Origin of the sequence: Sarcina sp. DSM 11001 (genome assembly GCF_900101015.1) — a bacterium.
Taxonomy (GTDB): Bacteria; Bacillota; Clostridia; order Lachnospirales; family Lachnospiraceae; genus CAG-791.
Map to the genome: position 1 here is coordinate 1 of NZ_FNFZ01000020.1, position 16450 is coordinate 16450.

The 16450-nt window shown below is 52.3% G+C and carries 14 protein-coding genes; 12 read left to right on the forward strand and 2 right to left on the reverse strand.

What is annotated here, in order from left to right:
- Positions 1-140 (reverse strand): transposase (locus BLT02_RS16855; protein WP_175453689.1); only part of this gene is annotated, 140 nt, incomplete at its 3' end.
- A gap of 518 nt (positions 141-658) precedes the next feature.
- Here BLT02_RS16855 and BLT02_RS11145 point away from each other — a divergent pair.
- From BLT02_RS11145 to BLT02_RS11170, 6 genes are all read left to right on the forward strand, one after another.
- A complete protein-coding gene (locus BLT02_RS11145) occupies positions 659-3022 on the forward strand; it encodes a beta-L-arabinofuranosidase domain-containing protein (RefSeq protein WP_175453797.1) in 2364 nt (787 codons plus the stop codon).
- A gap of 432 nt (positions 3023-3454) precedes the next feature.
- On the forward strand, positions 3455-4429 hold the full coding sequence (locus BLT02_RS11150; protein ID WP_092995247.1) for an MBL fold metallo-hydrolase: 975 nt from the start codon (positions 3455-3457) through the stop codon (positions 4427-4429).
- 365 nt (positions 4430-4794) lie between these two features.
- Positions 4795-7392: a molybdopterin-dependent oxidoreductase gene (locus BLT02_RS11155; RefSeq protein WP_092995250.1), complete on the forward strand. Its 2598-nt coding sequence runs from the start codon at positions 4795-4797 to the stop codon at positions 7390-7392.
- Between the two features lie 97 nt (positions 7393-7489).
- Positions 7490-8236, forward strand: a complete 747-nt coding sequence (locus tag BLT02_RS11160; protein ID WP_092995253.1) for a 4Fe-4S dicluster domain-containing protein — start codon at positions 7490-7492, stop codon at positions 8234-8236.
- Positions 8237-8248: 12 nt separating this feature from the next.
- Positions 8249-9463, forward strand: a complete 1215-nt coding sequence (gene nrfD, locus BLT02_RS11165; protein WP_092995255.1) for an NrfD/PsrC family molybdoenzyme membrane anchor subunit — start codon at positions 8249-8251, stop codon at positions 9461-9463.
- 4 nt (positions 9464-9467) lie between these two features.
- Positions 9468-9872 (forward strand): Sec-independent protein translocase subunit TatA/TatB, encoded by a 405-nt coding sequence (locus tag BLT02_RS11170; RefSeq protein ID WP_092995258.1) that lies wholly within the window; start codon positions 9468-9470, stop codon positions 9870-9872.
- Between the two features lie 160 nt (positions 9873-10032).
- Here BLT02_RS11170 and BLT02_RS11175 read toward each other — a convergent pair whose 3' ends face one another.
- A complete protein-coding gene (locus tag BLT02_RS11175) occupies positions 10033-11172 on the reverse strand; it encodes a 4Fe-4S binding protein (protein WP_092995261.1) in 1140 nt (379 codons plus the stop codon).
- Positions 11173-11308: 136 nt separating this feature from the next.
- Here BLT02_RS11175 and BLT02_RS11180 point away from each other — a divergent pair, with 136 nt between their 5' ends.
- The 6 genes from BLT02_RS11180 to BLT02_RS11205 all read left to right on the forward strand — a co-directional run bounded on the left by BLT02_RS11180 (position 11309) and on the right by BLT02_RS11205 (position 16446).
- The gene (locus BLT02_RS11180) at positions 11309-12496 is read left to right on the forward strand and encodes a GAF domain-containing sensor histidine kinase (protein ID WP_175453798.1); all 1188 of its coding nucleotides are present in this window, start codon (positions 11309-11311) and stop codon (positions 12494-12496) included.
- A 176-nt stretch (positions 12497-12672) separates the two neighbouring features.
- Positions 12673-13326, forward strand: a complete 654-nt coding sequence (locus BLT02_RS11185; protein ID WP_347474952.1) for a response regulator transcription factor — start codon at positions 12673-12675, stop codon at positions 13324-13326.
- Positions 13327-13713: 387 nt separating this feature from the next.
- A complete protein-coding gene (gene tatA / locus BLT02_RS11190; protein WP_092995267.1) occupies positions 13714-13899 on the forward strand; it encodes a twin-arginine translocase TatA/TatE family subunit in 186 nt (61 codons plus the stop codon).
- Positions 13886-14665 (forward strand): twin-arginine translocase subunit TatC, encoded by a 780-nt coding sequence (gene tatC, locus BLT02_RS11195; protein WP_092995270.1) that lies wholly within the window; start codon positions 13886-13888, stop codon positions 14663-14665. The genes tatA and tatC overlap by 14 nt, the downstream gene beginning before the upstream one ends.
- Before the next feature lie 204 nt (positions 14666-14869).
- A complete protein-coding gene (locus BLT02_RS11200) occupies positions 14870-16162 on the forward strand; it encodes an FAD-dependent oxidoreductase (protein WP_092995273.1) in 1293 nt (430 codons plus the stop codon).
- Entirely contained in the window at positions 16162-16446 is a 285-nt protein-coding gene (locus tag BLT02_RS11205) for a ferredoxin family protein (RefSeq protein WP_092995275.1), read from the forward strand. The genes BLT02_RS11200 and BLT02_RS11205 overlap by 1 nt, the downstream gene beginning before the upstream one ends.
- Positions 16447-16450: the final 4 nt, after the last annotated feature.

Here is a 16450-nt window from a genome sequence, read left to right on the forward strand (position 1 = left end):
TTTACCAGTTTGACAAGTCCGATTTTGCAGGCAAACTCCTTGATGAGCAGGAGCCCGGCATCTGAAGAAAGGTCGCCACCGTTGAAATTGATTTTGATTTGCTTATTGCTTTCAAGCGAAATGGTGTTAGAATAAGTCACAGGAACCTCCTTCTTGGTTTTTTATTGGCTTGAGCACCTTTATCTTACCAAGAATCAGGTTCTTTTTCTATTCACTTTATAGGTGAAAGCAAATATTGCAGTAAACACAGCAACTATGCGGCTTTTAGCCGCTATCACCGCATAGCGGTGAATAATTCAGGTTTAGCAAAGAATGTTTTAAAAAGAATGTTTTATCGGAAAACAGAAGGATCCATGATACAAACATCTATAAAACTGGTATAATTGTTTTGATTTTGGATTTTAAACCCTTCTTCCCCGCAGTACGGGCGCTCACCAGTGATTTCCTGCGTAAAACGGGAATATTTCTCTGATGAGTGTTCTGCTTTATACAGGGCAGGAGGATGTATTTCGATGCATGCCTGGTGTGACGTCACACTGGACATGTATAATTTATACAGGTCAATATCACCTTGCTCCGGCAGAGGATAGCCTGGAAATGAAATCACAATGGATTGCCTTTTTTTGGCAATGTCAAATTGATGGGGGAAAAAGTCAGCATGAGATCATTTAAGCACGTCATCGCAGCATTGTTTACAGCCTGCCTGCTTGCGGCCAGTCTTTTGAATGTGGAAGCGTCGGAAGCCGGCGCTTTAAAGAACGCCGGTGCAAAAGGTTTTGCGAATGGTGCTTCTGCTGCGGGCACCCTTTTGGCCGCAGGGTCATCTAAAACAGAGTCTGCCAAAAAAGCCGGCAGCAGTGATGCGGCTAAAAAAGGGAAAGAAAATACCGAAAAAGCCGGAGAGGGAACAAAAAAGAAAACCGAAGAAAAAGCAAAAACGACAGAGAAAGCAAAGACAACAGAGAAGACTCCCGAGGCGAAGACTGCGGAAAAGACCGGAAAGAAGGCGGAAGAGAAGACAACATCGGAGAAAACAGAGAAAAAACCCGAAGTAAAAGCAGCAGAGAAAAAAGCAGCAGAGAAAAAAGCAGCAGAGAAAAAAGCAGCGGAGAAAAAAGCAGAAGAGAAGAAAACCGAAGTGAAGGAGACGACCGCGTCTGCAATTGAAAAAGCAAAAAACAATGCCCTGACCGCGCTTTCAAACCGTCTGTCATGGTCCCGTGGATGTGTGTATGTATACAGGGATTACGGCCTGACCAAGAACCATTTTACACAAAGGTCAAAAATCTTCGGAAAGGACAAAAGTCTTGTAAAAGACATGGATGAGAACTGCGGGAAGAAACCTTATAGCGGAACAACCTGCATCCGGTGCGAGCAGACCGGCAGTAAGAAGGACTGGGGCGGCTGGATGTTCCTGAACGGCTATCTTAAGGAGTGGGATGGAACTCCTAAACCTAACGACGGCAAAAAGGGAGGGGCAGGTCTTGATCTCTCCGGTGCGGACGCCCTGCGTTTTTATGCCAGAGGGAAAAAGGGCGGCGAGGTCGTAGAGTTTTTTACCTGCGGTTTCGGCTATGACAAAAATAATAAAAAGACGGCGGATAATCCGGACAGCTCCACGAGAAAGTCCATCGGGCAGATCAAACTGACAAAGGACTGGAAGGAATATGTCATACCGCTCAAGGGAGCGGACCTGAGTTATATCGTCTGCGGCTTCGGCTATGAACTGAACAGTAAGTTGAACGGAAAAAAGGATACTGTGTTTTACCTGGATGAGATCCGTTTTACCGGGAAGATCCGCAGCGCGCAGGCAGCGCCTGTCCTTCTTCGTTCCAGTGATTCGAATAACAAAAGGCTCCAAAATACAGCCTTTACGGAGGACAATGCCCTGGCAGCTCTGGCATTTCTGTCAGCCGGAAAAAAGAAGGAGGCAAAGGAGATCCTCGACGCGTTTCTGTACGCCATTCAAAACGACCGGGCCTATGGCTCCGCCGGATCGGAAAATGGTCCGAAGTGTGTCCGGAATGCCTATTCGTCCGGGGACATCAGCGCTTTTCCCGGATGGAACAGCGGAACCCGTCTGTCAGGCTGGTATGAGGAAGAAAGCGGGAAGTGGGTTGAGGATCAGCATCAGGTTGGCTGCAGTACGGGCAGCAACGCCTTTGCGGCCCTGGCATTAGTGCAATATTACAATGCCTACGGAGATAAAACTTATCTCGAAACTGCCCGCTCCCTGATGGACTGGGTCTTAAAAAAGTGCTTCGATCATTCACTCGGTTTCACCGAAGGCTTTGACGGCTGGAAAGAAAGCGACACCCTCGATGACTATCCGCTTGACAATAAACCTACAAAAGACAACATTATTGCTTACGCCGCCTTTTCGCGGCTGTATGAGGCTACGGGAGAGGAAAAATATCTCGAGGCAGCGGAGAATGCCATCCGTTTCATTGAAATGATGTACAATGAAAGGAAGGGGCGGTTCATAACGGGAACCCTGGATGAACCCCTGGAAGAACCGCAGTATGTAACCACGTACGGAACATGGTATGGAGACCTGGATGGAAACCTGGAGGAAACCGAGGAGGACAACTTTATCCCCGATAAGAGGATCATTGCCCTTAACGTCCAGTCCCTGAGCGCACTGGCCATGTGGGATTCCTTCGAACCCTATCTAAAGACGATGAACACAATAGAAAGCATGAAGGTTAAAAAAGGAGGCTATCCGTATAACCGCAATAACAAGAACGGAGGCTGGTGGGCTGAAGGTACTGCTTTCACGGCGTTGATGTACCGGGTGTTTGGAAAAGAGAATAAGTATGAAGAAGCCATGAAGGCTCTTGTTGCGATTCAGAATAGTAACGGCCTTTTCCCGGCTGCGACTGTAAATAACTTTTACACGGGCCTGGAGCTGAGCGACGGTTCTTCCCTGAAACTTACGAAAGACACACACATTGCCCCTTCCGCATGGTTCATCATGGCTGCGAACGGTTACAACCCTTTTGCCCCTCATGGGAAGCCATAATCTTCATGAGATTTCACATGAGAATTAGCAAAAGGGTGAGTGGAAAATCTTATGTTTTCAGAAGGACATTTACTCCTTATTCTCATCAGTGTGGTGCTGATCGCCGCGGGAACTGCTTTTTGTTCACTACCCTCTGCCGCATATGTGGATAGGGAAAACTCTGAATTTGTCAAGAGAATTGTATAACAAAGAAAAACTGCATAAAAATAATCCATGAAATTTGAAAAATCGGGGAATTCCCATAGAAAATCAGGGGAATTTCCCGATTTATTGTTTTGCCCTTACTGCTAAGCTTTAAACCAGAAAGGTAAGCAGGTGTTTTGCTCAAAATAATTGTCTGAGAATAACAGCATATAGTCTAAGAATAACAGCGTACAGAACGTATAGAAGCTGTTAAGAACGAAGAGGCTGCCAAGAGAGAGGTAGGATGGATTGAGCAATACGAAGAGGGAGAGATTCGTCTGGGAAGAGATTTCGAAAGACCCTTGTGTATATAAAGTCAGTCGGACAGATTCAGAGGATAACAGTTATGTGTTCCTGAGCGGGGATGAAGCATTGATCATAGATCCCCGATCAGAAAAAATGCTGGAGAGTATCTGCCGCCTGGCTGCCGGACTGGGGGCCCGACCGGATAAAATGCAGGTGTACCTGACACAGGCCGGCGGTGAAGAGGCACTGGCTTTGATCGAGAATATACCCTCAGAGATAACTCTCTATTGCTGTAGGGGACCTGAGAACACAATAGCCCCGGGCGCGATAGAAGCAGTTCCGGAACCTGAGGGTCCGGATCCGGAACTTACGCGTCCCGCATCCCGTCCGATGAGGACCTGGATCCATGTGCGGGATGGAGACGCTATACGGATCGGCGGTAAAGCTCTGCAAGTGATCAATATGGAAGGATGCCACAGGGAGCAGACAGGGCTCTGGATCCCGAAAGAGGGCATTCTCTTTGCCGGAGACGCGGTCAGCAGCATCAGGCTGCCTGAAGTCCGGAACTGGGATCCCCGCATTGATATGCTGGCCCTGCAGTTCGAGACGATCCGGCGGGTGCGCGGGCTCGCTGTACAGTGTATCCTGACCGGAAGCGGTCCCTGTACAGGTGTTGACGAACTTCCGGAAGAAAGGGCGCAAAGGCGGGATAGAATTACGCCGGAATGCGCAAGTGTACTGGATCAAATGATGGAACAGTATTGTATGAGGATCCTGGAAGTCTACCAGAATGTTCCCGCAAAGGGCGGAATCTCTGCCGAAACAATCATTGCAAAAGATGCTCTTTCAAAAGGCGCGGGCACGGAAAGCTGCCTGCGATACCTCCTCTATCGTAAATATATAGTCAGGCACGATCAGCCGGATGAAGATATTTACGAGCGCGGAAGTACGAGGCTGACAGCTTTCCAAGAGGAGTAAAAGGCTGAAAAAGCCGGGGGAATTCCCTGATACAGTACCTGAAAAAGGGAAAAACCCTATCAGATACGAGGGATTCCCCCGATTTTTTGTGGCTGTGGTTTTATTTATAATGAATAGTGACTATAACCCTGCCCGCAGATCGTTTTACAGCGCTTCGCGCTCTTTTCGGTGCCGTACATCGGAGGGAAGGCCGGACAGATTGCCGCACGGATGACCACACAGACTGCAGCCGGTCTGTAAGGCGTCGCTGCAGGTCTGTACGACGAAGCCTGCATGATAAGGGGAGAGGACGTAAGACGGTAATTTTTGTACAAAACATTTTTCAAAAAGGGGAAACCGGAAATTTTGCAAGGAAGGGTACAGCTATGGATGAAAAACTGAAACTTACCAGAAGAAAATTTCTCCAGGTTTCGGCAGCGGCCGGTGCCGTTGCCGCAGCTGGTGGAATAGAACTGGCGGCCCATGCCGCGCCGGATGAAGAGGCGAAAAAAGGTGAGCTGAAGTATGTACGAACCACGTGCGCGCCTAACTGCACCGGCGGCTGCGGCCAGCAGGCCTGTGTCTACAATGGTGAAATCAAGGATATTATTCAGGCGTCGGATTACGAAGATCCCGAGCACAATCCCAGAGGATGCCTCAAGGGCATCTCCTTCTCCAATCTGATCTACGGTCCCAACCGTATGCATGGACCACTCAAGCGAGTCGGAAAACCCGGTGAGGATGAGTTCGAGGAGCTGAGCTGGGAAGACGCTCTTGATCAGGCGGGAGCGGAGCTCCGCAGGATCAGCGACACATACGGGCCTGAATCGATCGCCTGTGTCGTCCAGGTTGCAGGTACCGGCCATGTCGCCAAGGGCGCGATCTCCAGGATCGCGACTTTGAACGGCTGGGCTATGATGGGCGGCTATGAGATGAACGGCGACCTTCCCATGTCCGCTCCCATAACCTTCGGCGTGCAGTCCGAAGAACTGGAGACCTATTGCTGGCTGGACGCGAAATATATCATGTGCTTCGGCTCCAACCCCATGCAGACCCGTATCCCGGACGCGCATTTCCTTAATGAGGCGCGCGAGAACGGGGCAAAGCTGCTGGTCTTTGACCCCTGCTTCACAGCGACGGCGGCTAAGGCGGACGAGTGGTATTCCATAAAGCCTTCAAGCGACGCGGCGGTGGCTCTCGGCTTCGCCAAAGTCATCCTGGATGAGAAACTTTATGACGCGGACTTTATCCGCAAATTTACGGATATGCCGATCCTGATCAGAAGCGACAATCAGAAAAAGCTGCTTGCGGCGGATGTCGAGGGGCTTGAGGTTCCCGCGGATATGCCTGAATACAGACAGGCCTTTGTCGCTTACAGCAAGGGAAAACCCGTCACTGTCAATCCCGAGAAGTTTGATCTGCCCATGGATACACTGCTTGAAGGGGAAGTGACGATCAGACTCAAGGATGGAAAGACCGTTAAGTGCCGCCCTGTCTTTGACCTGCTCAGCGAGATGGCTTCCCAGTGGACTCCCGAGGCGGTCGAGGCGGAGACCGACATGCCCGCTTCCGAGATCGCAAGGATCGCGCGGGAAATGGCGGCGACGAAGCCTGTTCATATCATGTACGGCGCTTCCAACTATCAGTGGTATCACGGAGACCTCAAAGGAAGAGCCCTGTCCCTGCTCGTCGCCCTGACAGGCAACATCGGACACCTTGGAGACGGTTTCTCCACCTATGCAGGCCAGTACAAGATGCGCTACAAAGGCGCCGCCTGGTGGAATGTACCCGAACTTCCCGACCGGAAGCCCGCGGGAACATCCTTTGCCTACATGCTGGATTATACACTCAATGATTACGCGAAAAACGGGCCCCGTCCTACGATGACCTGCCCCTTCCCCAAGAGTGGTATCAAGGCCTGGATCCTGTACTGCTGCAATGCCTTTGACCAGCACAATATCGCCAATGTCCTGCGTGAGCAGGTCGAGAGCGGACAGCTCGAGTGCGTCATCACTCTGGACTTCCAGAAGACCACTACGAGCAAATACGCCCACTTCTGCCTGCCCGGTGTCAGCTGGTATGAGAAGACTGAACTCGTTTCCACCCCGATCCATCCCTACGCCCAGCTCATGCAGCCGGCTATTGAGCCCCTGTACGACTGTAAGCCTGAGCTCTGGATCATGCGCGAGCTCGCAAAGCGTGTCAATCCGGGCGATGAGAAGTATTTCTATCCTGATCTGGATCCGGACAAGGCTGCGGAGGAAGTCATCAAACTCACCTGCGAGACCGGCGGCATCGAGATGGAAGGCGTCACCCTCGAGAAACTGAAAAAGGGACCTGTCAAACTCCACCACGAGAACCCCGGACGCAAGAGGATCCCTTTCTACGAGCAGATCCAGGGCGGGCAGCCTTTCCCTCCTGTCAGTTACCCGATGACGATCGACAAGACGGCTCAGTTCGTCAAGAGCGGCAGGATCGAATTTTACAAGGACGAAGATACCTTTATCAAGGTCGGAGAGTGCCTGCCTGTCCACAAGCCCCCGTTCGAGGAGACGGAATATGTGCTTAATCCCGCGGCGAGGGATTTGTACAAATATACTTATATTACACGTAACAGTATTCACCGCGTACATTCCACCCATTCCAACAACCAGATGATGCGTGAACTTCAGGATGACAGCGCCAAGGTCTATCTCAACCCCGATGACGCATCGGAAAAGGGCGTTAAGGCCGGCGACCTGGTCGAAGTCTTCAACGACAGAGGCAGACTCATTGCGGAAGCAGTCCTCGATCCCGGTGTCCGCACTATGACTGTCATTTTTGAAGAGGGCTGGTGGAGCCGGTACACGCACGGAACATCCTACAATACGCTGCTTTACCCCTGGATCAACCCGGTTCACGAAGTATACTTTGTCTCACAGATGTGGGCACCCAACACATCGTGGAATGAATGCCTGGTGGACTTCAAAAAAGCGGAAATGTAAGTGCTCTGTGTGTCGCGCCCGGTTTTCAGAGGCAAAACCGGCGTTGATCCACGAGGAACGAGAAATGGTCAATGTTCCGAAAGGAGAATGAATCCAAATGCGTTATTGTATGGTGATAGATCTGGATAAATGCATCGGCTGCCAGACCTGCGCGGTTATCTGCAAGATGCATCACGCCCAGCCGCAGGGAACCTGGTGGAACAGGGTTTTCACGCAGGGCTCAGAGTACCATCAGTCGGCGGTGCGTACCGGAAACGGTTATAAAATTGAATATCTGCCTGTGTCGTGCCAGATGTGCGAAAATGCCCCTTGTGAGAGGGTCTGTCCCACCGGAGCGACCTACAAGAATGAACAGGGTATGATCCTGGTCGACTACAACCGCTGTATCGGCTGCCGTACCTGTATGGCAGCCTGCCCCTACGGCGTGCGCCAGTTCAACTGGAAGGACCCCAAAAAAGAGAAGGCGGAAGCCGGCTATGCGTACGGCTATCCCTTCGATGTCACAGAGAACGGAAAACGGCTGGTTTATACGCAGGACCGTCCCGCAGGTGTTGTGGAAAAATGTACATTCTGCGTCGAGTGCATGAATGCGGACGGTACCTACGACGCTCTTCCCGCCTGCGTCCGCGCCTGCCCCGGCAAGGCCCGTTACTTCGGTGACCTGGATGATCCGGATTCCGAGGTGAGCCGTCTTGTCGCAAGCAAACAGGTCTTCCGTCTCAAGGAAGAATACGGCACCGAGCCCAAGGTCTACTATATCTCCTCTACCAAGAGCAAAAATGTAGAAGGCCCCTGGGAGGAACAGTCCTGGGAAAACAAAACTGAGAATACAATGATACCGTAAGGGGGGACAGCAATGAAAAATTTATCCGCTAAAAAAACGGCTGCCCTTGTAATTGGCGCAGCAATGTGCGCTGCAGGACTTGCGGCGTGGGTTTATCAGCTGGTTCAGGGTATGCATGTAACGAACCTTCGCAACAGCTTTACATGGGGACTGTACATGGGCAGCTTTGAGTTCTTCATCGCCATGGCTACAGGCGGGATCCTTGTGTTCTCCATGGCTTACCTTTGGAACATTGAAGTGCTTAAACCCTTTGTCAAGATCGCGGTCATCGGATCTCTTGCTTCTGTAGTCGCGGCAGGCGTCGCTATTTTTGAGGACCTCGGGGAGCCCTTTCATGCTCTGTACATGATCATTACCCCCAACGTGGGCTCCCCCCTCTTCTGGGACGTGATCATTCTGACCTTGTACGTCATAGTATGTGTTGTCGCGGTGCTGCTCACACTTCTTCCCGACACAAAGAAGAATTTCCACAACCGGGGATACAGGATGACCAATGAAGAAAACTGCCGCAAATTTGCTTTTGCGGCCTTCCCGATGGCATTTCTGGTCAACATCGTCACGAGTTTTATGTTCGCGACGCAGAATACACGCGAGTGGTGGCACAGCGCGCTGATCCCGGTCAATGCCTGTGCGGAAGCCACGGCCGTGGGGCTGTCCTTTACGATCCTCCTCTGTGCCCTGATGGTAAAACATGAAGTCTTCGTTGAGTACAGCGACGGAATCCGTCTGATGGCCCGTCTTGCGGCAGCGGCTATCGCGGCCTACATCGTGATGTCCTTTATCGAGATCGTCCCGCTCGCGTGGAGCGGTACACAGGAGAGCAGCCACCTGCTTCATCTGATCTTCCACACCTACGGGCTGCTGTTCTGGCTTGAGATCCTCCTCCCGCTCCTGGCAATGATTCTGTTCCTGGTCGGCGGAGGGTTGGGCAAAGAGCTGGTCTCTGCTGCCAGTGTCCTGGTCATTATCGGGATCTTCATCCAGCGGATGATGCTCCTTCTGCCTGCATTCAACTCCATTCCGCTCACATTGCCCGTGGCTGGAAAACTCTGGACCTTCCCTGTTGCAGTCGGTACTTTTACCGAGGGACAGGATGTGTTCGTACGCTTCTGGAATTACGTCCCGAGTGCCATCGAATGGATCGTCGGTATCCTGCCGGCAGGCCTCATCGTTTTCGTGATGGCAGCTGCGGCGGTTCTGTTCCGCCTGTATCCCGGAGAGGAGTGATTCCATGGGACTTGGAGCGGGTGAACTGGTGCTGATCCTCGTGATCGCCTATGTGGTGGTCGGACCCGAGGATATGGCAAAGCTCGCGAGAACGCTTGCGAAGACGATCCGCCAATTCAAAAAGATGAGCGCGGATCTGAGCAGAGAGGTGGGCAGCGGTCTGCAGCTGCCCCCGGTATCCGACCTGACAGGTGAGGTCAGGGTTCCTTCCGCGTCGGACCTGACCGGAGAAATCAGGATCCCGTCCGTCCGGGAGATGATTTCGGATACGAAAAAAACAGGCGCAGAAAACAGCACTGTCAAAAATGACGCTGCGGGATCCGCTTCGGCGGATCTCGACAGCGTGCTCAAAGAGATTGAGAAGGTCGAAGCTGATCTGAGGGATACAGAGAGAAAACCGGCCGGATGAATACGATAATTGAGGATCTACCAATTAAAGCAGGGATGAAACGGCTCACGGTGCACTGCACCGTGAGCTTTGGACCAATAGGGGGATTTGATCGTCAGTTTTCACAGTGATTTTCACAGTGATCGGAAGAAAAGACCTGCAGATTATCGGAAACAGTGCCTTACACTGATTTAAGCTCGGCGCGGCAGCGGTCGCACAGATCTGAACCGGAGTCCGCGGGAATCGGCTCTCTGCAGCGGCTGCAGGACTTCGCGGCGACTGCGTGCAGGATGGGACGATCTACAGGATTTAAGCGTACAGGGGATGGCGCCAGCATGCCCTGCACCGGACATACGCGGCTGCAGAGTCCGCACCCGGTGCACTTATGCGGAAGGAGAGCCATGTAGAACCTGGCCGATCCTTCGGGACCCGGGGCGCGCAGCAACGCCCCCGAAGGGCACATCCGCATACAGATTCCGCAGGCGGTGCAGGATGCGGAGAACTGCGGGACCGTCCAGCGCAGAGACGGGACAGGAGCACCCGATCCCGCTTTTACTGCCGGGTTTCCCGAGGGACCGGCAGATGGATCCTTGCGTTCCTCCAGAGCCTCCGGGTCTCCGGAATCCGTATAGAACTGCTTTACCCTGTACAGCAGCAGCTGCCTCCACAGCGTTCCGTCGGGAACAGAATCCGGAGGGACGGGGAGAAGCGCGGAGGCCGTCCGCCCGGTGCGTCTGAGGGCCAGAGACATGGCTTCCCGGCGTGTATAGAGGCGGGAAGGAAGAGAAGCGGGATCCTGTGCGCAGTGGATCCTGCTGCGGTACATTTCGTCCCCAAGGAAGACACGAGTCTGTGCCAGAGTCTGATCCAGGGAACTGCGGCAGGTCTTTTTTTCACAATCCGGGCAGCTGCCGGTGACGATCGTGACGATGCCCTGCAGAGCCAGAAAACAAAGAAGCTCCCAGGGAATCGCGCCGGGATTTTCAAGAGTAAGATCTGATACAGATCCGCTCTTACATGATATGATAATATCACCAGTACAATGTGACGCGCAGGCGTACAGTTTCTCCGCCTGCAGACGGGCGGGCGAGACGGCCCGGGCGGGACATATGCTGACACAGAGACCGCAGTCAGTACATAAGTCCCAGTCCGTTTCCATACTGCCTGGATGAGGCATGGAAAAAACGTTTTCCGGACAAATATCTATACAGGCTGTGCAGGGGTGTCGTGTCTGCAGATGATTTAAACAGTGTTTTTCATTCAGAGAAGGATGGCTTTCAAAGACCAGTTTTCGAGTGAGGTATTCCTGCCAGAGAGACATCAGTTATTCCTTTCAGTGGTGACCGGATGTTTGTGCCGGAGCTTTTACAGTATAGCATATTTCAGGTGACAAGTCAGAACGGATCCGATGCGGAGAAGCGTTGTCTGCCTGGATTTCCATGTTGAGGAATCAGAAGATGAAAGACAATGAATGGAAAGAAGCGATTCACATACTGCGGAGGCAGGCCGGCTTTGATTTCGCCGGCATTGCCTCTGTGGTTCGGACCAACAGAACGCTGCTGGTCTGGCGCGCAGCTTCGGGCAACAGGAACCGCAATTACCTGAAAATAGTCCTGGAACCCGGGAAGGGTATCGCGGGGGGTGTTTTTCAGCACAAAAAGACCATGATCGTGCAGGATGTGAAGGCATGCTATACCGAGAGCGAAATCGTACATTCGCCCATTCTTCTGGCGGAAGACCTGGGCAGCTTCACTGCATTTCCCCTTTGGAAAGATGAAGAAGTAAAAGGGGTCCTTCTGTTTGGAATGAGATGCGGGAACTGCCTGACCCGGGAGCGCTACAAACAGCTGGTGGATCTTTTACCGGACCGGCTGTGCGGAATGAAACTCTGTCCGGGACTCTATGATGATGCGCTGGAAAACAGCGCTCCGTTTAAGGAATATCGTGAACTGCCAATCTACGAGCTGGTGGACATACCTGTGCGGGCGGCGCTCAGGGAGGAGCGGCACCGCATCGCAAGAGACCTCCATGACAGCGTGATCCAGAATCTTTTGGGGGTGCAGATGTTCCTTAGGACATTAAAATATGTCGAAAGCATGGATGAAATCAGAGAGGGACTTCTGACCGCGGATGATTCTCTGAGCCAGATCCAGAAAGAACTGCGGGATATCCTGGTCAGCGTAAAGCCGGATATCGTTGAGAAACTGGGACTTCTGGAGGCATTCCGGAAACATATCCGGTTTCTGGAGGAGAGCTATCAGATCGATGTGGATTTCAGGCAGAATATCGGAGACCGCCGTTTCATGCCGGACATTGAGACGGTTTATTATAGGGTCGGTCAGGAGGCTATGGCCAATGCCTGCAAATATGCCGGGGTTTCGGTTGTCAGGGCAGAACTGTTCCTGGAAGAGGAGCATATTCTGGTTCTCGAAATCTGCGATAACGGGAAAGGATTCGACTCGGAGAATATGCAGATCTCCGGCGGCGGTATGGGATTACCGGGCATGTATTACTGGGCCGCGAGTATAGGCGCTGTCCTGACTGTGCGGTCTGCCCCGGGCCTGGGGACGAGTGTCCGAATAGAGACGGAGGCCTTCCTTACGGACGGAGACCAGAGCGGTTTAGACGCGATACCTGAGAATTAATGCCGCTGGCAACTCATTGACCAGCCGTTGACCAGCCGTTGACCAGCCTCGGAATAAGTGGCGTTTTCACGCGATGACAAGGCAGCGCGCAGTTTTTATCATACATGTTTGATGGCGCACGTCCATGGCTGCAGGCAGGATGCGCGGGCGAGTCTTGAATAGAAAGGGGAATAAGGATGAGCAGCAGGATGATCCGCATAGTTCTTGCAGATGATCATACGATAGTCAGAAACGCATTGAAAATGCTGTTAAATCACCAACCGGATATAGAAGTGGTCGGAACCGCGGCAGACAGCCAGGAGGCTTATGAAGTGGTCTCCAGGCTCAAACCGGATATTGTCATGCTGGATATCAGTATGCCGCCGGGAGAGAGCGGCGTGATCGCCGCGGGAAGGATCCACTCCGACTTTCCTGAAGTAAAAATCATCATGCTCACCATGCATGCGGATAAGGAGTATCTGTTGTACACAGTACAGAACGGTGTCTCCGGATATCTGCTTAAAAATGTGCCCGAGGAAGAACTGATTGAGGCAGTGCACACGGTTTACGCCGGCAGTGACTATATCAGTAAGGAGATGGTGCCCCACCTTGTGGACGGATTTGTCAACAGACACGAAGAGGGCAAATCGGGATATCTGACCCTGAGAGAAAGGGAACTGGAAGTGCTCACCCTTATAGCCAGGGGCTATGGGAATAAGGAGATTGGAGAAAAGCTCTTTATCTCCGTCAAAACGGTTGAGAGCTACCGGGCAAAGATCATGAATAAACTGGGCCTTCGCACCCGTGCGGAACTGGTCGATTATGCGCTTAAAAAGAAGCTGCTGCAGTAGAGAAGCAGTTTCCGGAACTTCTCCTGTGCCGGGAGAGATTCCGGAGCTCCTGTCTGTACTAAATCTGCATTGAAAGCTCCTGTCTGCATTAAATCTCATTGAAATAAAGAACAGCCAAACTGAAGGGGATTCCCTCTCTAATTAGAGGGAATCCCCTGATATTTTTTGAAATAGCTAAAAGGTATAATTAAAAACAGATATAGGACAGTTTTCGGGACAGCTTTCAGGGCGCGCGCGGAAAAAGAAAACGGCAGACTGCTCAAAAAAACCGACCTTGAAAATGGCTGTTTCTGACAGTGTGTATCGTTGTCCGGAACAGAGAGTCCGAAGTGTGTTTTACAGAAGGAAATCGCGGACAGGTGTGACTAAGCACGGGAGGAAACCGTAATGCGGATAGGAAGCACAGAACTTATTTTGATCCTTATCATTGCGATCGCGCTGTTCGGAACGAGCCGAATCGCGGGAATCGGGAAGGCGATGGGAAAGAGTATCCGGGAATTTAAGGAAGAAGTAAACGCGGACGGGGATACCGGAAAGAAAAAAGAGAACAGTGAGTCCGATGGAAAAGCGTGATCTTGTGCGTGTGGACCGACCGGCCGGGATCATCCCTGCGGAGGAGGAATCACTGGAGGCAATGCCTCTTCTGGAACACCTTCAGGCGTTGAGGAAGGTGCTGATCGTAAGCGTGGCGGCTGTTGTCATTGGTTTTCTGCTCGTCTTTTTTTTGTGGAGCAGCAGGCTGGTGCAATGGGTGTCGAAACCGTTGACGGACAGCGGGATCCAGTTGATCTATACCGAGGTTGCGGAGGCCTTCAGCGCCCAGACCAGACTTTCTCTTATCGCCGGGGCAGTGCTGGGAAGTCCTGTGGTATTCGGCTCGATCTGGTGGTTTGTGAGACCGGCTCTGCACAGAAGAGAGCGGACAGCGGCCCTGGCCTACCTCCTGACAGCATTGTTTCTGTTCATCCTGGGAGTGGTCTTCGCCTATAAATTTGTCTTTTTCCTGGCGGTGAACTTCTTTGTCACCATGGGAGACGGAATGGCCGCGCCCATGTTTTCCCTGGGGAAATATGTGAGCTTCCTCTTCGCGTTTCTGGTGCCCTTCGGAATCATGTTTGAACTGCCGGTCCTGGTGGTCTGGCTATCCAGACTGGGACTGATCTCGGCAAAACAGCTGGCTGGTGCGAGAAAATTCATTATTCTGGCAGTCTTTACAGTCGCAGCGGTCCTGACTCCTCCGGACGTCGTCTCCCAGTGTATGCTGGCGGGACCCCTTCTCGTCCTGTTTGAGATCAGCGTAGTGTGCGCCGGAATATTCGGGAAAAGGACAGAGGACTGATAAACGATTCGATCATCACCGGTGCTTCCTGTGCCCCGCGCGCGGGCTGAATCTGACAGACCTTCGGGGTGTGGGACTTTTACAGTAAGGCACTGTTCCTTAATCATTTCTGAAAATAATCTGCAGCTTTCGGAAGTTATTTGCGGACAGTGTCCAGGGAAACTGTTAACCAGATGCACGATGCTAATAAAGAAAGGGGAGAATATGGCAGAGGAAAAATTTGACGTCATAATCGTGGGAGGAGGCATTACGGGATGTGTAGCCGCTTACCTTCTTGCTCAGGCGGAAATGGAAGTTCTGGTCGTCGAACGCGCGGAAGAAGCGGGACAGAAAGCCGTAACCGGAGGACGCATGTACGGACATGCCATGGAGAAAATTTTCCCCGGATTTGCCGAGGAGGCTCCGGTGGAACGCAAGATCGTCCGTGAGAGGATTTCCTTCCTTGCGGAAGAGACAGCTACAACACTCGAATATGATGATGAAGAGATGCGCAAGCCGGAGAAGGCAAGCTATTCAATCCTTCGCGCGAATCTGGATCCCTGGCTCACAGAGAAGGCTGAGGAGGCCGGGGCCATGTTCATCCATGGGATCCGTGTGGATAAGGTGATCACTGACGAGAGCGGCAAGGCTGTCGGTGTACTGGCCGGTGAAGAGGAGATGTACGCGGACTGCATTCTTCTGGCAGACGGTGTCAACTCCCTGCTCGCCCAGCAGCTGGGCCTGAAAAAAGAGCTTGAGCCCAAACAGGTCGCTGTCGGTGTCAAAGAAGTCATCCGTTTCGGTGAGGAAGAGATCAACAGGCGCTTCGGGGTGAAGGACGGCGAAGGCCTTGCATGGCTGTTCGCAGGCGATGTCACCAACGGTGCTGTCGGCGGCGGCTTCCTCTACACGGATAAGGACAGCGTTTCCGTCGGTATCGTCGAGACGATCGCGGAGATCGGTTATGGCGGCGTCGCTCCCAGAGATATGATCGACCGTCTTAAAAACCATCCCGCTGTCAGGGACTATCTCACCGGCGGAGAGCTTCAGGAATACTCCGCGCACCTGGTCACTGAAGGCGGCTACGACATGATCCCCCAGCTGTACAGCGACGGCGTGATCGTGGCAGGCGACGCGGCAGCTCTTGTTATGAACCTTGGCTTCACGATCCGCGGCATGGACCTCTGCACAGAATCCGCCCGTCTTGCAGCCGAGACCATTATTGCAGCCAAGGAAAAAGGCGATTACAGTAAGGCTTCCCTGTCCCTGTATGAGAAGAAGCTGAACGAGAGCTTTATTGTAAAAGACATGAAACACTATCGCAAGATGCCGGCGTTTATTGACAATCACCGCATCTTTGAGCAGTATCCCGGCATGATGGAAGATATTATGAAGGGACTGTGGCTGGTAGACGGCTCCAATCCCAGGAAATTTATGAAGACGGCAATGGGCGCAGTGAAGAAGGTCGGCATCTTCAAGCTTCTGGGAGATGTCAGAAAGGCTATGGGTGCACTCTGATGGCAATGACAATTGAAGATAAACTTGGATTGAATCGTTTTAATGTGGATAACAGTTACGCTCATATTCATATCAAAGAGAACTGCCCCGACCAGAAACTGGTCGAAAGGCTGATCATGGCGTGCCCCGCCAAGCTCTACAGACAGCGTGAGGACGGGAGCGTTGAATTCAGCTACGAAGGCTGTCTGGAGTGCGGTACATGTCGTGTCCTCACTCATGACAGAATCGTCGAGTCCTGGAATCACCCCATGGGAGGCATGGGTGTGGCTTTCCGCAAGGGCTGATCAC

What these genes read in the sequence shown, in the direction of transcription:
- BLT02_RS11145 (WP_175453797.1), top strand. Translation starts at nt 659, where the DNA reads ATGAGATCATTTAAGCACGTCATCGCAGCATTGTTTACAGCCTGCCTG.
- BLT02_RS11155 (WP_092995250.1), top strand. Translation starts at nt 4,795, where the DNA reads ATGGATGAAAAACTGAAACTTACCAGAAGAAAATTTCTCCAGGTTTCG.
- BLT02_RS11160 (WP_092995253.1), top strand. Translation starts at nt 7,490, where the DNA reads ATGCGTTATTGTATGGTGATAGATCTGGATAAATGCATCGGCTGCCAG.
- nrfD (WP_092995255.1), top strand. Translation starts at nt 8,249, where the DNA reads ATGAAAAATTTATCCGCTAAAAAAACGGCTGCCCTTGTAATTGGCGCA.
- BLT02_RS11170 (WP_092995258.1), top strand. Translation starts at nt 9,468, where the DNA reads ATGGGACTTGGAGCGGGTGAACTGGTGCTGATCCTCGTGATCGCCTAT.
- BLT02_RS11175 (WP_092995261.1), bottom strand. Translation starts at nt 11,172, where the DNA reads ATGTCTCTCTGGCAGGAATACCTCACTCGAAAACTGGTCTTTGAAAGC.
- BLT02_RS11180 (WP_175453798.1), top strand. Translation starts at nt 11,309, where the DNA reads ATGAAAGACAATGAATGGAAAGAAGCGATTCACATACTGCGGAGGCAG.
- BLT02_RS11185 (WP_347474952.1), top strand. Translation starts at nt 12,673, where the DNA reads ATGAGCAGCAGGATGATCCGCATAGTTCTTGCAGATGATCATACGATA.
- tatA (WP_092995267.1), top strand. Translation starts at nt 13,714, where the DNA reads ATGCGGATAGGAAGCACAGAACTTATTTTGATCCTTATCATTGCGATC.
- tatC (WP_092995270.1), top strand. Translation starts at nt 13,886, where the DNA reads ATGGAAAAGCGTGATCTTGTGCGTGTGGACCGACCGGCCGGGATCATC.
- BLT02_RS11200 (WP_092995273.1), top strand. Translation starts at nt 14,870, where the DNA reads ATGGCAGAGGAAAAATTTGACGTCATAATCGTGGGAGGAGGCATTACG.
- BLT02_RS11205 (WP_092995275.1), top strand. Translation starts at nt 16,162, where the DNA reads ATGGCAATGACAATTGAAGATAAACTTGGATTGAATCGTTTTAATGTG.